Here is a 16,977-nt window from a genome sequence, read left to right as displayed (position 1 = left end):
TAGAATGTCAAAAGTACGGAACTTTGAGGAGGGCGCATGAAACTGGCCGAACTTTCGCGCGAGAGCGGGGTTTCTGCTGCCTCCATTAAGTATTATCTGCGGTTGGGGCTCTTGCCTGCGGGCGAGAAGGTGAGCGCACGGGTGAGCGAATATAGCCCGGCGCATCTTAAACGTTTGAGGCTCATCACTAACTTGGTGCACGTGGTGGGGCTGAGTATTGCGCAAACCGAGCAAGTGCTGAGCAGCATTGATCAGGCTGACCTAAGCCTAGAGGGCGCTATCGAGCAGGCCACAGTGGCACTGCCTTCAGCAACGGCGAGTGAACAAGCTGAGGACAGTAGGTGCAGGCTGAGATGTAAGCGGGCCGAAGCCAGCGACCGCAAGCAGTTGGCGGCAATCACTGAGGAGCTGAAAGACTGCGGTTTTGACGATGTACCAGACTTGGAATACGTGCGCCATTTGGAGCGGGCGATTCTGGCGGCCCGGGAGGCGGGCTTGGCGGTAGATCAGCAAATGCTAGCTAAATACTCGGCAGCTGCGCGCACCCTGGCCAGCATTGATTTCGAGCACATCCCCACCGACGACCGCGACAACGCCATCGACATTTCTATCTTGGGAACGGTAATGCTGGAGCCGATTATCCTAGGCCTGCGCCGCTTAGCCCACCGGGAGTTGATTGCGCACGGACTCCCCAACTACAAAAGCGAATAAGCGGAGCACGAACGCTCAAGCCTAGGCTGCTATACTAATTACTAACAAGGATAGTTTTACTATCCATTATGTATGAGGAGACTACCATGCAAGCAACGCGAGCACTCATCGTTTACTGCCACCCTTGGTCCGGCAGCTTTAACCACGCCATTTTGGAAGCAGTCAAAAGCTCGCTCGCACGCGACGGTGTGCCTTACGACCTCATCGACCTGCATGCTGACGGATTCCAACCAGCCTACGACCAAAAAGAGCTCTCCCTCTTCAGCAAGGGCGAGACCAACGATCCGCTCGTCAGCAAGTATTTGGGCCTGCTCAAGGGCTGCGATATGGTCATTTTCATTACGCCGGTCTGGTGGAACGAGATTCCAGCCATGCTCAAGGGATTCATCGACAAAACCATGAAATCTGGCGAAGATAAGGCCTACACCGAAAGCAAATTCGGCATGCATGGCCACCTAGACAACATTCGCAAGGCCTACGTAATCACCACGGCTTCCGCACCCCGCTTCTACCTACGCTTCATGGCAGGCAACGGCATTCAAGGCCTCTTCATGAACTCAACCCTCAAGCAGCTCGGAATCAAGCGTTCCAAGTGGATCCACTTCGGCCGCGTCACCAGCGCCACCCCAGACCGCCGCAAAGCCTACCTAACCCAGCGCGCCGAAGCCCACTACACCATCTAACCCCGCAAGCGGAAAGCAAGCTCCCTGCTTAGCGACTCTTGCTTTCCGCTTATTACTATAAAAATCCAGCGAATACCAGCGAATTCCCCCGCATCTTAAGAAGAAAAGCAAACGGGAAGTTTCAAACTTCCCTCACCATCAGACCAGCATCACCCAGTTGCAGCAAATACGACTTTCTGCAACAAGACACCGAATGTAATAGACCCTAGTCTTGCGCCACAGTAGCCACAAAACGTCGCTTTTTATCCGAGTAAGAACCTTTGGCAGCAGTCAGCAGACCATCTCTCACCATTGGCTTAACATAGCGCCGGCTGGCGTAATATTTTCCTATCCCGAGCAGCGCAGCAATATCTTCAAGCGTCTGCGGCGTACGACATGCATCTAGAATGATCGCATATTTCGACTGTCTCTCAGGCAAGTCAAGAACCGGCACGCCCGCTGGTTGACCGCTGTTTTCAATAGGCAAAGGCTCGCGCGCGGCATCTATCGATACCGGCGATTGTGCAGGCGTATGGTAGAAGCGCACAGTGAACGAAGCTTGACGGTCTACAAATTCAACGGGCCGATAGCCCCTTGCTTCAGCTTCCTCACGAATCACAGGAATACCCGAGTGACGATTTTCTGCCACGCGTTGAATCTCCAGCAAGCTAACCAAAGTTGGATTGCGGGTCTGGCTGTTCGCAAAACCCAAATCGTTCACGCTCTGACCGCCGTACACTCCTCCGGGATTCCAACATTCCAGCCGGTCTGCAAAGAGAACCAATCGCACCGGTGTTCCATTACAATACGGCCCGTAGTCTCGGTGCATGAGCGCGTTCGTAAGTATCTCTCTGACCGCGGTTTCAGGATATTCCGGCACATCGGTCCGCACGCCGTCTTGTATGAGCGTTTTTGTCCGAGAATTTCGGCGCACAAAAGCCATAGCGTCCTCAACCATACGTTCAACACTGCCCTCAAAACGCTTGCTATCGAGAAAACGCTCCCCTTCTTCTCCAGACGAGAGCGAGGTGCCAGCCACAGCCACAGCAGTGATGCAAAGATTCGGGTAGACCTGCTGAGGATAGTCGCCCAAAGCCATAAGCCCCGCCAAAGTTGGTCGCCCCTGACGGGTGACCCCAGTCAGATTCAAAATCTCATTTTCGGCCCGGCGAGCCAGCAGAGGTCTGTCATCCTGGGCCCGTTGAAGAAAATCGGCTATCCTATTAGCAGCCAACATCCCAACTTCTGCTTGGGGATCTACTGCTACGTCGTCTCGGCGCCCATCTTTGAACGATTCGATTTCATAAAGCTCTGTGGGAGTCATGTGCGTATCCGCATCACCAACGCGCGTATACGACCCGCGCATCACCCCCATTGTTTCACGATAAACAGGCCTTTCGCTCATAGGCCGGCCTTCGACATACGCGCAGACTACCGTCTTTCCTTCAACCTTACTGCTACTAAACTTCGGCCTCACCTCAGGGCACATCTCTTTACCCTGATCCGTTATCGCTTTTTGCAATTTCTGTGCATCAAATACTCCAGTAACAGCAAAAGCCAATCGCTCGTCTAATCCAAAAACTATAAAACCGCCCTCGTTTTGATTCGAAAACGACGAAAGAGAATCGTACACTTTCGGGGTGCCTTGACCGGCAGCTTTGACTTCAACAGTTTGATCTTCGCACTGCTTCCGCTGAATCTGGCGTACTAAGTCTTCAAGAGAGTTGGTACCTACCGTTTCTTCAACGCTCATTTCAGTACTCGCTTTCCACTCTCAGGTTATTCCAAACCTATTAACAGGTGTACAGGCCTCTATCAATGTATCAATCTCAGACTACTAATTAGCAATTGTAACACCCGAATTATCACTCTTTATTGCAAAAAAGCCTCTAATTATCACTTCGCAGTGCAAATTAGTAGGCTGATTGTCACTAATTATCACTTTTGGTGTGACAGCGTGACAGCGTGACAGTGTGACAGCGTGAATCTTGCTGCGTTAATTAGCAATGGGAGCGTAAGGGTCGGCTAGGAACTTTAGGGTGGATTCTAGATAGGGCTTGAGGATGGGGTTGGGCATGGTGTAGAGCTCATGGCCGGCTCGGGGAATGCGGACGAGCGAGATGCTGCTGCCGCCGTTGCGCACTTGGTTAACGAAGCGGTTTTGAGGCTTGGGAAGCACGAATGAATCGGGGCTGGCTTGGAATACCAGCGTTGACGCCTCCACGTGCTCACACAAGGCCGGCTTGAGTACTTGCCGAGAGAGCGCAATGGCCTCGCGCACCCAGCCGTAAGTCGCGGCAGAAGTCTGGAAATCGGAGCTAGAGGCGCGCTGCTGGTGAATCCAACGCAGGCGGGCCGGGCTAGCGTTGCCAACGGCGCTCTCGTCAAATTCGGGGCTGAAGGGATGGTGACCAGGCACCTTGCTTTGCCCCTTCCCGGCCGCACAGGCCGCTTCCATCACCAGTTGCGCCACCCCAAGGGGCAGGCCAGTTTTGGGCGCAATCATTGGAGAAGAGAGCACTGCGCGGTCAATCAGCATGGGGTGGCGCTCCAGCAGCGAAGCCGCGATCCCACCGCCCATCGAGTGCGCAAACAGGCAGATGGGCTGATCGCCGCCATAGACCGCCGCCATTTCCTCGCAGAAAGCCGCCAAATCTTCAACATAGCGCTCGTATGAATCTACCCACACCAAGTTGGGGTCATGCAATCCGCGCCCTGAAAGCCCGTGGCCCCAATGCTCCAAGATGCAAACCGTGTAGCCGGAAAGCAGAAAATACCAAGCCATTTCGTTGTATTTGCCAGCAAACTCGGTAAAGCCGTGCGAAATAACGATAACGCCCCGGTGGCGACCCTGAGAACCGGGCAGTTTCAGCTCATCGAAGCGCTCAGCCTCGTAGCAGACATAGTGAAGGCGGTCGGGCCCGGTAGCATCGGCAAAATCGGCTTGTACGGCAGCTGAGGCTGAGTTCGACTGCGAAGACTTCGTCTCGGCTGCTTCCGGACTATGCGAGCGCATCCACCCCTCACGCTTGCAGTGCTCCAAGGCAGGCATAACCGTCTGGCGCATGGTCTGCTCGTAGCGCCCCTCGTCAATCAGCTCAAACTCCATACTCCCCAGCTTACCCAATTCCCCCGAGCAGATATCGCAATCCAAGAATCGGCCATAATCCTTATTGACCGTGCTTATGGTCATTCTTTCGAACATACCTACTAGCAAACAACGGTGTTATTTGGGGGGAATATAGCGATGATAGACTAGCAGCATTAACAATATGAGGGGTCGGCATATCTGCGGTTGGGGAACCAGCGGTGTGCCGAAGCTCTAGAAACTTTACTTAATTTGAGGCAGGCTTAGCGCTGTTCGCGCACTACAAGCCCGCCCGGAGGGCATTATGCACAAGGCGCGTTCGTTTAACACCATCGTTATAGCGATGATTCTATTAATCCTTGGGGGGGGGGGCACTCCATTTAGTTAAGCCCACCAGCGCCGACCCGCCCAACCAATCTCAAGGTTTTAGCATCACCCCAAAGTCGGGGCCCGCAAACTCAAATAACCCAGTAACCATCAATCCCCCACACGCCATCGCAGGCGTGAGATTTACCGTGGTTAGCGCACTTAGCAACCATGCACTAGCACTCGGCTCCGATGGCAACGCGTATGCGTGGGGTTCAAACGCAGTCGGGCAACTCGGCAACGGCACCAACATCAGCAGCACCAAGCCAGTAATGGTACAGACTCCTGCTGGCGTGCGGTTTACAAAAATCAGCGCAGGCTGGGAGCATTCAGTAGCGTTAGGAGACGATGGCAATGCGTACGCTTGGGGCATTAACAGCCGTGGCCAACTCGGCACCTCATCTTTACGCTCCAGCAATCGCCCAGTAAAAGTCAGCCCGCCAGCATATACAAGATTTACCGACGTTATGGCCGGGGGCTGGCACTCCTTCGCCACTTGCAGCAATGGCAGCACCTATGGTTGGGGCCACAATCTTGAAGGTGAGCTTGGAGCTGGCACTAATATCGATGCAAACTATAACCTAGTTCGGGTGTTGGCCCCAGCCAATGTTTCTTTCGTCAATTTCAGCACAGGCTGGGATCACACAATTGCGGTCGGCAGTGACGGCAACACCTACGCATGGGGTTACAACGCGACCGGCCAGCTCGGAACCAGTGCCGGCAATAAAAATGTTCCCACTCGAGTTACCGGCATTCCAAGTGGAGTCAGATTTACGAGCGTTAGCGCAGGCAACAGCCACTCTCTAGCCATAGGAAGTGATAGCAACACTTACGCTTGGGGAGACAACTCTTGGGGCCAACTAGGTATAGGCACTTCAAGTGGCACCTATCGAACACCAAGAAAAGTAACACCCGCTCCAGGCGGTTACGTGTTTACCAGCATCAGCGCCGGTAACAACCATTCTCTAGCCATAGGCTGGGATAAGAAAGTCTATGCTTGGGGCACTAACACTTACGGGCAATTAGGCACCGGCAACACAAGCTCTAGTTACAAGCCAACAATGGTAGATACAAACGGTGTAGACATCGTTCAAGTTAGTGCAAGCACCGGAAACGGCAGTACAAGCATGACTGGTACGAGTAATTTCGGCTACTCATTGGGAGTAGATAAGTATGGCAATACTTACGCTTGGGGCAACAACCAATACGGGCAATTAGGCACAGGAACATCTTCTTTCAGAGAAATCAAGCTTGCCCGCGTCGGCGGCAATATCGCGGTCACTAGCGTTACTTTTGATGGAATGGCTGGCACTAAGGTATCTAGCAATGATGTTATCGGGCTATGGAATGGTAAAACGCCTCTCCACCGGCCCGGCAAAGTTGAGGTAATCGTTCAGTGGACGCTCAATGGCGTAACTCAGCAGGCAGCTAAGCTCAATTATCGCTTCCTCGACCGGTTCACCGTGCAGTTCGATACAGGTGGGGCACCGATTAGTAAGCCTGCAAACCAGTCTCTAAACGAAGGCAGTCAAGTCGTATGGCCATCACCTACGCCAGCTTGGCCCGGACACAATTTTGCCGGCTGGTTTACCGATAATGGAACTCCCTGGAACTTCGACTCCCCTATCACGCAAAATCTCAACCTCACAGCCCGGTGGGATAGCGTAGCCTTCTCGCTCAACCCCACAACAGGATCGCGCAAAGGAAATACTGCGGTCACTATCACCGCCAACCCAAACCAAAGCAAAATACGCTTCGTTCAAATAGCGGCCGGCAGTAACTTCACTATCGGCCTAGGTTCGAACGGACTCGTATACGCATGGGGAGCCAACGATAGAGGCCAGCTGGGAGACGGCAGCAACTCGGACCACTCCACCCCAACCGTAGTCCACCTACCCGCGGGCACCACATTCAGCTCTATTGCAGTAGGAGACAAACACGCCCTCGCTATCGGACGTGACAACAAAGTCTACGCTTGGGGAGCCAACGACAAAGGCCAACTCGGCAACGGAGCATACAACGACTGCTCAACGCCAGTAGTATTCGCCACACCGCAGGGAGCAAACCCCGCAAAAGTCGCAGCAGGCAGCCAGCACAGCCTCGCGCTCATGAAAGACGGAACCATCTACGCAGCAGGCATGAACAGTAAGGGCCAGCTTGGCGATCAATCCCTGATTACCCGAGCAAACCCGGTCAAGACCTACTACAGCGATAGTTTAGGCTTTACGCAAATCGCAGCAGGCAAAGAACACAGCCTCGCTATAACCGACGATAACGAAGTCTACGCTTGGGGAGCCAACGACAACGGACAGCTAGGAATTGCTGGCACAAACCAGCTCACCCCGCAAAACGTGACCGGGCTTTCCACCCGCGACATCACCCAAGTAGTGGGAGGAGACAATTACTCCGCTGCCCTCGACGAATCTGGGCAAATCTACACTTGGGGCAACAACAGCGCCGGGCAACTCGGCAACGGCACCAATACCAACACGAGCACACCTATAGCAATCAGCTTACCCGGCAACATGAAGGCCAAAAGCATTAGCGCCGGCTCAAGCCACATGCTCGCGCTCACCAACGCGCACACCATCTACGCTTGGGGAGCGAACACTAACGGCCAACTCGGCATTGGCAGCACCAACGGCAGCAATTCACCAATCGCCAGCGCCGCGCCGAATAGCGTCACCTTCTCCACTATTGAGGCCGGAAACTCGCACGGCTTAGCAACCAGCACGACAGGTGAAGCCTATGCTTGGGGCCTCAACAGCAACGGACAGCTCGGCGACGGCAGCACTACCCAACACCAGAACCCCACTCCGGGCAGTGGATTGCTCATTACCATCACTGCCGCAAAGTTTGATCAAGCAAACGCGACCGGAAACATGAGCGGCGTTGGCACTTGGTCGGGCACAACCCCAGCCCACTCTCCCGGCACAGTGCCAGTCAACATAGAGTGGAATCTGGCAGGTGAAACTCAGCCAGCTCAAACACTCAGCTACACATACGAAAGAGGAACCATCTACGTTATCCGCTTCAATTTAGGCGGCGCTCCCGGTAACGCCCCCGCGGACCAGACTTTCGAAGAAGGGGAGGGCAAACACGCCACATGGCCCACTCCACCCACAAGAGCTGGATACGAATTCGCTGGCTGGTTTACCGGCGGTCAACCCTTCGACTTCACCACGCCCGTGCGCGCAAGTGCGAATTTGACTGCTCGTTGGGATGTGTCTGAGTTCAAACTCACTCCGCAAGCGGGTCGTGTTACTGGCGGCACGCATTTAACACTAACCGGCCCGGGCCAGCCTGGTTTCAAGTTCACGCAGGTGTGTGCTGGTTCTGACTATAGTGTGGCTTTAGGTTCTAATGGGCTTATTTATGCGTGGGGTAATAATAGTTCGAACCAGTTGGGTGATGAGTCTACCGTTACTCGTCGCGCTCCAGTGCGCGTGCACACTCCAGTTGGGGTTACGTTTACTAGTATTGCCGCGAGCCCCAAATCGGATTATACCATGGCTGTTGGTAGTGATGGGAAGGCGTATGCGTGGGGTTCCAACAGGTACGGACTGCTTTCTAACGGCGGTAATCGTGATAATACCAAGCCTGAAGAGTATATACTGCCGGCGGGGGTGAAAGCTGTTGAGGTTGCTGCTGGTATCAGACACAGTCTTGTCTTGAGCCAGGATGGGAAAGTGTACGCGACGGGAGTAAATTATTACGGCGAGGTTGCGAACAATACTAATGTTAATACTTATTACACAGCTATCCCAGTGAGCCTGCCTGCTGGGAAGACGTTTGTGCATATCGCAGCTGGTGAGTATTTTAGTCTTGCTTTAAGTAGTGACGGCCAGTTGTATTCCTGGGGTTATAACAACAATGGACGGCTGGGGGACGGGGACATAACAGAACATGCTGATCCCAGGCCCGTTAGCCTGCCGCCGGGTGTTTCCTTCACACAGATTGCAGCGCAGCACGACTATGCTGCTGCTATCGGCGATGATAACAACGTCTACACTTGGGGTTCTAACGTGAAGGGGCAACTCGGAACTGGTGACACCACGCCACGTAGAAAACCCACTAAAATTACACTGCCCGGCAGTGCGAAAGCGGCGAGCGTAGCCACGGGAGAGAGTCATACACTCGCACTAACTACTACCGGCAGTGCGTACGCTTGGGGTAACGACTGGTACGGGCAGCTGGGTACCGGTAATTCCGTTGACCAGCTTTCACCTACACCGCTCAGTGGCGTAGGCAATAACACGTTCACCACTATTTCTGCCGGCTACGACCACTCCCTAGCTGTGAATACTGCTGGTGACATGTATGCCTGGGGCAGTAGCGCTGATGGTCGACTCGGCGACGGCACTTTCTATAACAAAAATGAGCCCTCACCCGTAACCAAACTCACTAACAACGTGACAGGCTTCGACCTAGGGGGCACGGCTGTGACTGGGTTTAGCTCCACCGGCAGCAGCAGCTGGAAAGCAGACAGCGCAGCGCACGCCGACGGCAAAGTCGATGTAGAAATACACTGGAGCAAGGCAGGCGAAGAACAAACCTACACCATAACCAAAGGTTACGAGTACTACACCTTCGCCAAACTTGCTAAAGCCGGGGCGCTACCGGCTAAGCGCAGGGCTGGGCTCACGCTGATTGCTTCAAGCAGCTGCCTGGCAGGCTGCTACATCATCATGCGCAAACGGCAGGGCGCTGGACGGCACGTGATGCGATAAGAACGGCCGAGTCCGCGGCTTGAGCAAGGTGTGAGTAGCCACAAGTTAGCGGTTTGTTTAGGTTTGAGGTGCTGTCTGCGCTGGTAGTTTTCGCACAGACAGCACCTCAAACTGTATTGCTGTTCGCTCTTTCACAGCATCTTCTGCTTCGGCTAGCTGCCCAGATATCTATCTGCTCAGCTGTTTTATTGCTTTACTTCATCGGCACTCTGGCGCTTTGCCGCGCTCTGGCGGTTCGCAGCGCTCAACACTGCTCGGGAAACGGCGGTGGCAAGCGCTACGGCCAGAGTCAGCGGCATGAGGGCCGGGGCTTGCAGGTGGCAGACCTCGAAGACCATCATGAGGGCCATGAGCGGGGCTTGCTGGGAGGCGGCGAGCGTGGCGGCTGCACCGATGACGGCGGCCTGCCAGAAGTGGATGCCGGGCACAACGAGGGTGCTCAGCAGGGCAATAATTACTCCCAGAGCAGCACCGATTGCTATTGACGGAGTTAGGGTGCCGCCGGAAGCACCCGCGCGGATAGTGAAAACGGTGGCAATAATCTTCCACACTGCCATCGTTGCAAACAGCAGAACTAGAGTCCACATGGAGCGGCCGGAAGACCCGGAAAAACTCAGCACGCTTGAGGATGTAACGTTCATGGCGGTCTGAGCGAGAGCACGGCCGTTGCCCATAATCTCGGGCAAAACCATGGCCACCACGCCGGTGAGAGCAGCAACGGCCGGCAGCTGCCAAAGGATGGCGCGACCAGTTGTTTGATGGGATTCAGCCCAAGAGGTTAAACGCTTGAAACCGGCGCCCAGCAGCCCAGCTAGCGGGCCGGCCACGAGCGCAAACAGCATAGTCCAGTGCGAAAAATCTTGCGAACCAACCATATAGTAAGCATCAAAACCGCGAATGGAGCCGCCCACTAGGGCTGAGATTGACGACATACCCAAGCACACGGCAATCGTTGCTAAGTCAACTGATCCCAAGAGCACTTCGACGCCAAAGAGGGCGCCGGTCAGGGGCGAAATATAGATGCCTGCGAAGCCAGCTCCGGCCGCTGCGGCCACCAAAAGCGGGCGGTCGGCCTCGGTGAGCCCCAGCTTGCGCCCAACCCGGAACCATACGCCCCCGAGCAGAGCGCCGACCTCACGGGGAGCCACCTCTCGACCGATGGAAGCACCAGTCGCCACTAAGAAAATCTGCGTCACAACGTGGACTACAGTCTGCCAAACCGGCATCCAAGCGCCCTTAACGGCCTTGCCCACCGAAGGCACTTTGGCAGTTTTGTTGCGCAGCAGGTACCAAATCACAGCTGCGATAACGCCGCCGACTACAACCGAGGCCAAGCGCCGCCAAGCGGGTGCCAAGAAGGGGCCGGCCAGGGATGGGCTCTCTACAAAGCCAAGAAAGACCTGCTCGATTACGTCCAAAAAGCGCGAGAGCAGCCCTGAGGAAACGCCCGTAAGCCCGCCCAACACAAGGGTGGAGCAGGCGAGACCCCACCCGCGCCGCATAGTGCGCCCTGGGGCGGGTTCTGGCGAAACGACTGACTCTGCATGTTCTATAGTGCTACTCACAGCTACCAATCTAGCTAAGAGAGCAGCCAAAACGCAGGCGGGAGGGCGTGCAAACAACGCCTAGAAGCTTTATAACGATTACCACCGAGCGCAGAGTTACACCTAGAAAAACGGGCGGGCCCGAGCAATATCAGACCCACCCGCGCAAGCGTTCTAGCAGCAGCGAAACTACCGACTCAACTCGATAGCAGCCCAAGACACGGCAGGCAGCTCGAAAGCTAGCTGGCCATCGGCTTCCACCTGCACCGGCAGCTCCACGGGCTTCACACGGTAGGGCTCCTGAGCCGAATTCGTGGCGTGAATATCAGCATCGTAGAGCACCTTGGCCCCACTGACCCGCACCGCCGCGTCACCAGCTCCGCCCGCAAGCGCGCCTACATCCACACGCACCTGGTGAGCAGATTCCACATCGCGATTCACCATAAGCAAGACCCCGCTGCCGGACTCCTGATCCCAAGAAGCCACTGCTTTCAAGGCATCCACCCGCCCGTAGCTGCTCGTCTCCAGCTTGGGACTGCTCACGCGCGGCACTACAATCGAACCCTTAACCCGCTGAGCTGCCTCGGCGAAGGGATAGAAGATGGTCTGCTTCCAAGCTGGGCCGCCCTCCTCGGCCATAATCGGCGCAATCACATTGACCAGCTGGGCACGCGAGGCGGAGCGCACCCGGTCAGCATGACTCAAGAGCGTAATCATCAGCGAGCCCTCTACCACCGCGTCGGCCACCGTGTAAATGTCTTCCAACTGGTGGGGCGCCTGCGGCCAAGGCTCGGTATGGAGGCCCTTCGCCTGCTGCCGCTCATTTTCCTCACCATTCCATACCTCTTGATTCCACACGCCCCACTCGTCGAAGGAGAGGGCGATGTCTTTGCTACCCTTGTTGACCGCGCGCGCATCGTCGGCCGCAGCCACCACGGTAGCGATGAAGGCTTCCATATCTTCGGACGAGGCCAAAAAGTCTTGCAAACTGGCAGCTCCGCGCTCATAGTAGTAGGCATGGCAGGAGACGAAGTCCACGTGTTCGTAGGCCTGAGTGAGCACTGTACGCTCCCAGGAGCCGAAGGTGGGCATGTGGGCGGAAGAGGAACCGCAAGCCACGAGTTCCAAGCCCGGCTCTACTAGCTTCATGGCGTGGGCCGCGCGCTCTACTGCCGCCGCATATTCCTCCTGGTTCATGTGGCCAACTTGCCAGGGGCCGTCCATTTCGTTGCCGATGCACCACATGGAGATGCCCATGGGCTCGGGAATGCCATTACGCACGCGTCGGTCCGCTAGAGCCGTGCCCGGAGCACCATTCACATATTCAAGTTCATCGAGCGCTTCAGCCAAACCGCGGGTACCCATGTTGACTGCGAGCATGATTTCGGTGCCAGCCTTGCGCGACCAGCGGTAAAAGTCGTCGATGCCCATTTGGTTGCTTTCGGTGGCATGCCAGGCCAAGTCGCGGCGCACCGGGCGCAGTTCGCGTGGCCCCGTGCCGTCTTCCCAGCGGTAGCCGGAAACGAAATTGCCGCCCGGGTAGCGCACGCAGGTTACGCCCAATTCCTTGACTAAGTCCAGTACATCTTGTCGGAATCCGTCTTCATCAGCGCTGGGATGGCCAGGCTCATAAATGCCGCCATACACACAGCGGCCTAGGTGCTCTACGAATGAGCCAAAAATGCGCGCGGGTACTTGCGCTTTGGGTTCCACACCTGCGAAGGAGAGCGCTGCCTGCTCTGCCTGATCCGGGGCTACCGCCTGTGCTGCCGAATCTGCCCGGCTTTCGCCCACTCCCGCTTGCTTGCTTACCATATATTCATTGCTCCTTTGCATGATTGAACTAGTCGCATACTACCGTGTATATCTTAGTTCCATATTGGCTTTACAACGATTACCGCGTGGCTCCCGACTCAGCTTAGCCGGGAGCCCGATTCAGCCGTTCGCGCTCTCATCTTCGAAAGCCCGAAAGCTCCTAGTCTCGCGATTGCACTCCTAGCGCCTCATAGAGGAAGTCGCGCTGCAAAACCAGCAAATGCTCGGCCACAACTGGGTCGTTGGTCATGTGCGTAATGCCCGTGAGAGGCAGCACCGTATGAGGGCGGCCCGCAGCCATCAGCGCTTGGGAGAGGCGCAGCGTGTTGGCCACCGAAACGTTGTCGTCCGCAAAGCCGTGAATCAGCATGAGTGGGCGGCGGAGTTTGGGCGCATCGTCGATTATGGAATTGCGGCGGTAGACTGCCGAATCCAATCCCAAATAGCGCTCGGTGTAATGAGTATCGTAAAGGGTCCAATCGGTCGGAGGGGCACCAGCGCAGGCTGCATGCACCACCTCAGGCGCGCGCAAGACCGAGAGCGCAGAGAGGAAGCCGCCGTAAGACCAGCCAATCATCGCTACCCGGCTCAAATCGGCCTGGGGCACCAAATCTGGCAGGGCTTGCACCGCCGCCACTTGGTCGTCCAAAGTCACCTGAGCCATCTTCTCAAAAATTGCCCTATCCCAAGTGGGGCCGCGACCAGTAGTGCCGTGGCCATCTGCGGTGAGCACAATGAAGCCTTGGTCCGCCCACCACTGCGCATCCCAGTAGTAAGACTGACTGAACACTACCTGCTGGAAACCGGGTCCACCGTAGGGCTTAAGCAAGACAGGCAAGTGGTCCTCGCCCTCCCAGGGGCTGCCGACCGAGGGGCGCACAACTGCGGCAAAGAGCTGGTCCTCACCCAAGCGCACAAAGTCCACATTCGGTGTGAAACCGGGCTGCGCGGCCTGACTGTGCAGGTGGGAGCAGACCTCGACGCCGGCCTTGGGCTGCGATTTACCACTACAAGCCAGGGCATCGAGCTGGGCACCGGAGGCCAGCAGGGTATGCCAAGCGCACACACCCGGCTCCTGCATAGTCTGCCCGGAAACCACAATCCCCCGCCCAGCGCGCGAAGCGGTCCACATGCCAGGCCGCGAGTTCAAAACTTTGAGGCTGCCGTCGTAGCCAAAGCGCATCAAATCGAAGGAACGCGGGTCGGAAGAGACCACTGCGAGCGCGTCGCCTTCCCCCAAATCTAAGACTTCGCGCAGCTGGCAGCCGGCCGGCGAAATCATCTGCCCGTCGAGCCCTAAGCGGGTGGTATCCGTATTGAGGTCTACGAGCGCTTCTGCCAAGCGGCCGTCGGGCGTGTAGGCAGGCAGGCCGGGCACGAGGTCCAGCCATTGGGGGTTGGAGTGGGCGCTGAGCACTTCTGTGGCAAGAACGGGCAGCTGGCTACGGTTGGCAAAGTCGAGCACGCCCGGGTCACTGGCTTCGGGGGATTCATCGGAGCGGGTAGGGTGCTCCACATCTACGGCCAAAATTTGGTCGTCGGTCTGCCGGCGGTTCTGCACCAAAATCAGCGGTCCGTGCCCTGCCTGCCAACGGGCCACTGCCAAGTATTCAAAGCTTTCATGGGCCCACTCCACCTGCGAGAGTCCGGCAGCGCTCCCGTCCGTTTTGAGCTTGACGAGGAAGAGGCCGACTTTTGCGTTGGCGGTTAAGGCCTGCGGATAACGGCGGGCGGCGGCGGGCTGGCTGGGATTGGCTGGGTCACTCAGGTACCAGACAGGCTCGGCGCTAGCGTCGAAGGCCTCGACCAGCAGGGCATCGGATTGGGGCGACCACCAGAAGCCCTCATAGCGGTCCATCTCTTCGCCGGCCACGAACTCAGCTAGGCCCAGCTTCACATCGTCGCTTTCGCCTTGGGGCAGCGCGAGAGCCAAACGCATCGTATCGGGCTCGCCATCAACGCCAATGGTCACAACTACTAGTTCGCGGCCGGTAGTGTAAGCCACGCGAGTGCCGTCGGGCGAAAGCGTGGGGTTCACAATATTGTGGACTTTATCAAGCATTTGCGCATCTTGGCCACCCAGAGCACGCACGCTGCCGCCCAAGCCGTCGGAATCCACCTGCACCAGCCACAGCTGACCGCCCAAGGCAAAGACCACCCGGTGGCCCGCCCTATCGGTGCTGTAGGCCACAATTCCCTGACCACCCTCACGCGAGCGTTCACGACGGGCTTTCTCCTCGGCCGGAACTGCCTCGTCTGCACCCTCACCCAAGAGTTGGCGCGGGTCTGCCAGCAACACTTCCTTATGCTCGCCGCTGGGATCAAAAGTGCTCATCCACAGACTGGTTTCAAAGTCTTCAGGGCCGCCGGAGCGCAAGAAGAAGGCACGCTTACCGTCTCCCACCGCCCGAATCGAGCGCGGGCTGCCGAGGGTAAAGCGCAAGGTGCGCGCCTTGGCCTGGGGGTAGTCAGCGATGTGTAGCTGGGCCTGCTGCTGCGTCTGCTCTTCGGCCTGGGTCAGCGCCGCCTGCTCTTCAACCTGTTCCGCCATGCTCTCCTGCACTTTCCGCTGCATTTTGCGCGCTCGGCAATACTTGCCTGCCCCTTCTCATCGGGCAACCTGCAAGTTTCGTTCTCGATATACTGTATGGCCCGACCACCCCAAAGTGGGGATTGTGCCCAAATACTGGTCCACGGATTGAAGAAATTGCAAGCATTAGTGGAGTTTTTCGGCTTTTTAGAGGCTCATGCGTAGGATAGAAGGGTTAATAGAAAGGGATGACTATGAGCGTTCTCGATCGTTTTGAGAAGAGCGTTGAAGGCGCCGTGAATGGCGTATTTTCAAAGTTCGGCTCCAAAGATCTACAGCCCGTTGATCTATCGAGCGCCCTTGAGCGTGAGATTGACGCGCAGGCCATGCCCGTCGGTCGCGACCGCACAGTGGCGCCCAACGAATACCGCTTCAAGCTGTCTACACCAGACTTTGACCGCATTGAGCAGTGGGGTTCCGAAGCGCTAGCCAACGAGCTAGCCGACAACCTCACCAAGTATGCGGAAAGCCAGCACTATGCCTTCGTTGGCCCGGTTGTGGTGATTTTTGAAGAGGATTTGGACTTAAACAAGGGCGATTTCCACCTGAGTTCCGAGTCGGTACAGGGCAATGCTGCGCCCGTTACCTCCAACGAGGACTCTAAGGACTGCCCGGTTCTGGAGATTAACGGCCGCCAATACTTGCTTACGGCTCCCACTACGGTGATTGGGCGGGGTTCTGCCTGCGACATCGTTATTGACGATCCGGGCATCTCCCGTAAGCACCTCCAAATCGATGTCACCGACAAGGGTGTCATTGCTCGCGACCTTGGTTCCACCAACGGCACGTATGTGGAGGGCCATCAGGTCCCCGCAGCCACGCTGCTCGATGGCAACACCATTACCGTAGGCCGTACTCGTATCCTTTACTCCCCCTCTTCTCAGGAGCAAGAGGGGGAGTAAGCCCAGACCTTGAAGTAAGGTCGAATTACTTATGCTGACCGAACTGACTTTCGCCATTTTAAAGTATGGCTTTTTGGCACTGCTCTGGGTGTTCCTATGGCTTGCGATTCGTTCTTTGAGAAAAGACATCGAAACGTTTAGCCCTAAAGTATCGCGCACCCAGCGCAAGCGTCAGCGTGCCGCAAAAAAGGCAGTTCCGCCAGCCGCTCCAGCGCCTGTTAGTGAACAGCCCGCCGATTCTCGTCGGGGTCGAGGCAGCTCAAGTCGCACAAACCCAGCCCTGCTTGTGGTCATCGACGGACCACTTGCCGGCTCCTCGCTGCCCCTGAGCCAGCAGCCCATTACCTTGGGCAGGGCCAGCTCCAATTCGCTGATTTTAGACGACGAATTCGTCTCCTCCCATCATGCGCGCGTCTACCAAGACCCGGTCTCTGGCGAGTGGGCCATCGAAGATTTGGGATCTACCAATGGCACTGTTGTAGCCGACCAGCGCATTCAGGCTCCCACTATTTTGCCGGCCGGCGTGCCCGTGCGCATCGGTGCCACCACCTTTGAGTTGAGGTAGGCAT

At 56.5% G+C, this 16,977-nt stretch carries 10 protein-coding genes; 5 read left to right on the top strand and 5 right to left on the bottom strand.

Annotation, left to right across the window (positions count from 1 at the left end; translation table 11 throughout):
• Nucleotides 1–36: 36 nt before the first annotated feature.
• On the top strand, nt 37–711 hold the full coding sequence (locus tag R8377_RS00350; RefSeq protein WP_317642991.1) for a MerR family transcriptional regulator: 675 nt from the start codon (nt 37–39) through the stop codon (nt 709–711).
• An 86-nt stretch (nt 712–797) separates the two neighbouring features.
• Entirely contained in the window at nt 798–1,394 is a 597-nt protein-coding gene (locus tag R8377_RS00345; protein ID WP_317642990.1) for an NAD(P)H-dependent oxidoreductase, read from the top strand.
• Nucleotides 1,395–1,599: 205 nt separating this feature from the next.
• On the opposite strand, the gene R8377_RS00340 is transcribed toward R8377_RS00345, so the two are convergent.
• Together R8377_RS00340 and R8377_RS00335 are read right to left on the bottom strand one after the other, a co-directional pair.
• Entirely contained in the window at nt 1,600–3,126 is a 1,527-nt protein-coding gene (locus R8377_RS00340) for an ATP-binding protein (protein ID WP_317642989.1), read from the bottom strand.
• A gap of 243 nt (nt 3,127–3,369) precedes the next feature.
• Nucleotides 3,370–4,578 (bottom strand): alpha/beta fold hydrolase, encoded by a 1,209-nt coding sequence (locus R8377_RS00335; protein WP_317642988.1) that lies wholly within the window; start codon nt 4,576–4,578, stop codon nt 3,370–3,372.
• A gap of 242 nt (nt 4,579–4,820) precedes the next feature.
• On the opposite strand from R8377_RS00335, the gene R8377_RS00330 reads away from it, so the two are divergent.
• Entirely contained in the window at nt 4,821–9,557 is a 4,737-nt protein-coding gene (locus R8377_RS00330; RefSeq protein WP_317642987.1) for an RCC1 domain-containing protein, read from the top strand.
• A gap of 185 nt (nt 9,558–9,742) precedes the next feature.
• Here the strand turns inward: R8377_RS00330 and R8377_RS00325 are convergent, their stop codons facing one another.
• The 3 genes from R8377_RS00325 to R8377_RS00315 form a co-directional block, all read right to left on the bottom strand.
• Nucleotides 9,743–11,059 carry a chloride channel protein gene (locus tag R8377_RS00325; RefSeq protein WP_317642986.1) on the bottom strand — a complete coding sequence of 439 codons (1,317 nt, stop codon included), beginning with the start codon at nt 11,057–11,059 and terminating at the stop codon, nt 9,743–9,745.
• A 231-nt stretch (nt 11,060–11,290) separates the two neighbouring features.
• On the bottom strand, nt 11,291–12,916 hold the full coding sequence (locus tag R8377_RS00320; protein ID WP_317642984.1) for an alpha-N-arabinofuranosidase: 1,626 nt from the start codon (nt 12,914–12,916) through the stop codon (nt 11,291–11,293).
• A gap of 160 nt (nt 12,917–13,076) precedes the next feature.
• Nucleotides 13,077–15,467, bottom strand: coding sequence for a S9 family peptidase (locus R8377_RS00315; RefSeq protein ID WP_317642983.1), 2,391 nt, complete (start codon nt 15,465–15,467; stop codon nt 13,077–13,079).
• A gap of 233 nt (nt 15,468–15,700) precedes the next feature.
• Here R8377_RS00315 and R8377_RS00310 point away from each other — a divergent pair, with 233 nt between their 5' ends.
• Both R8377_RS00310 and R8377_RS00305 read left to right on the top strand, forming a co-directional pair.
• Nucleotides 15,701–16,408 (top strand): FHA domain-containing protein, encoded by a 708-nt coding sequence (locus tag R8377_RS00310; RefSeq protein WP_317642982.1) that lies wholly within the window; start codon nt 15,701–15,703, stop codon nt 16,406–16,408.
• 31 nt (nt 16,409–16,439) lie between these two features.
• Nucleotides 16,440–16,973 (top strand): FHA domain-containing protein FhaB/FipA, encoded by a 534-nt coding sequence (locus R8377_RS00305; protein ID WP_317642981.1) that lies wholly within the window; start codon nt 16,440–16,442, stop codon nt 16,971–16,973.
• Nucleotides 16,974–16,977 lie beyond the last annotated feature (4 nt).

Origin of the sequence: Bombiscardovia apis (assembly GCF_033095945.1) — a bacterium.
Lineage (GTDB): Bacteria > Actinomycetota > Actinomycetes > Actinomycetales > Bifidobacteriaceae > Bombiscardovia > Bombiscardovia apis.
The sequence above is the reverse complement of the archived record's forward strand: the minus strand, read 5'-3'. Positions and strand labels throughout refer to the sequence as shown.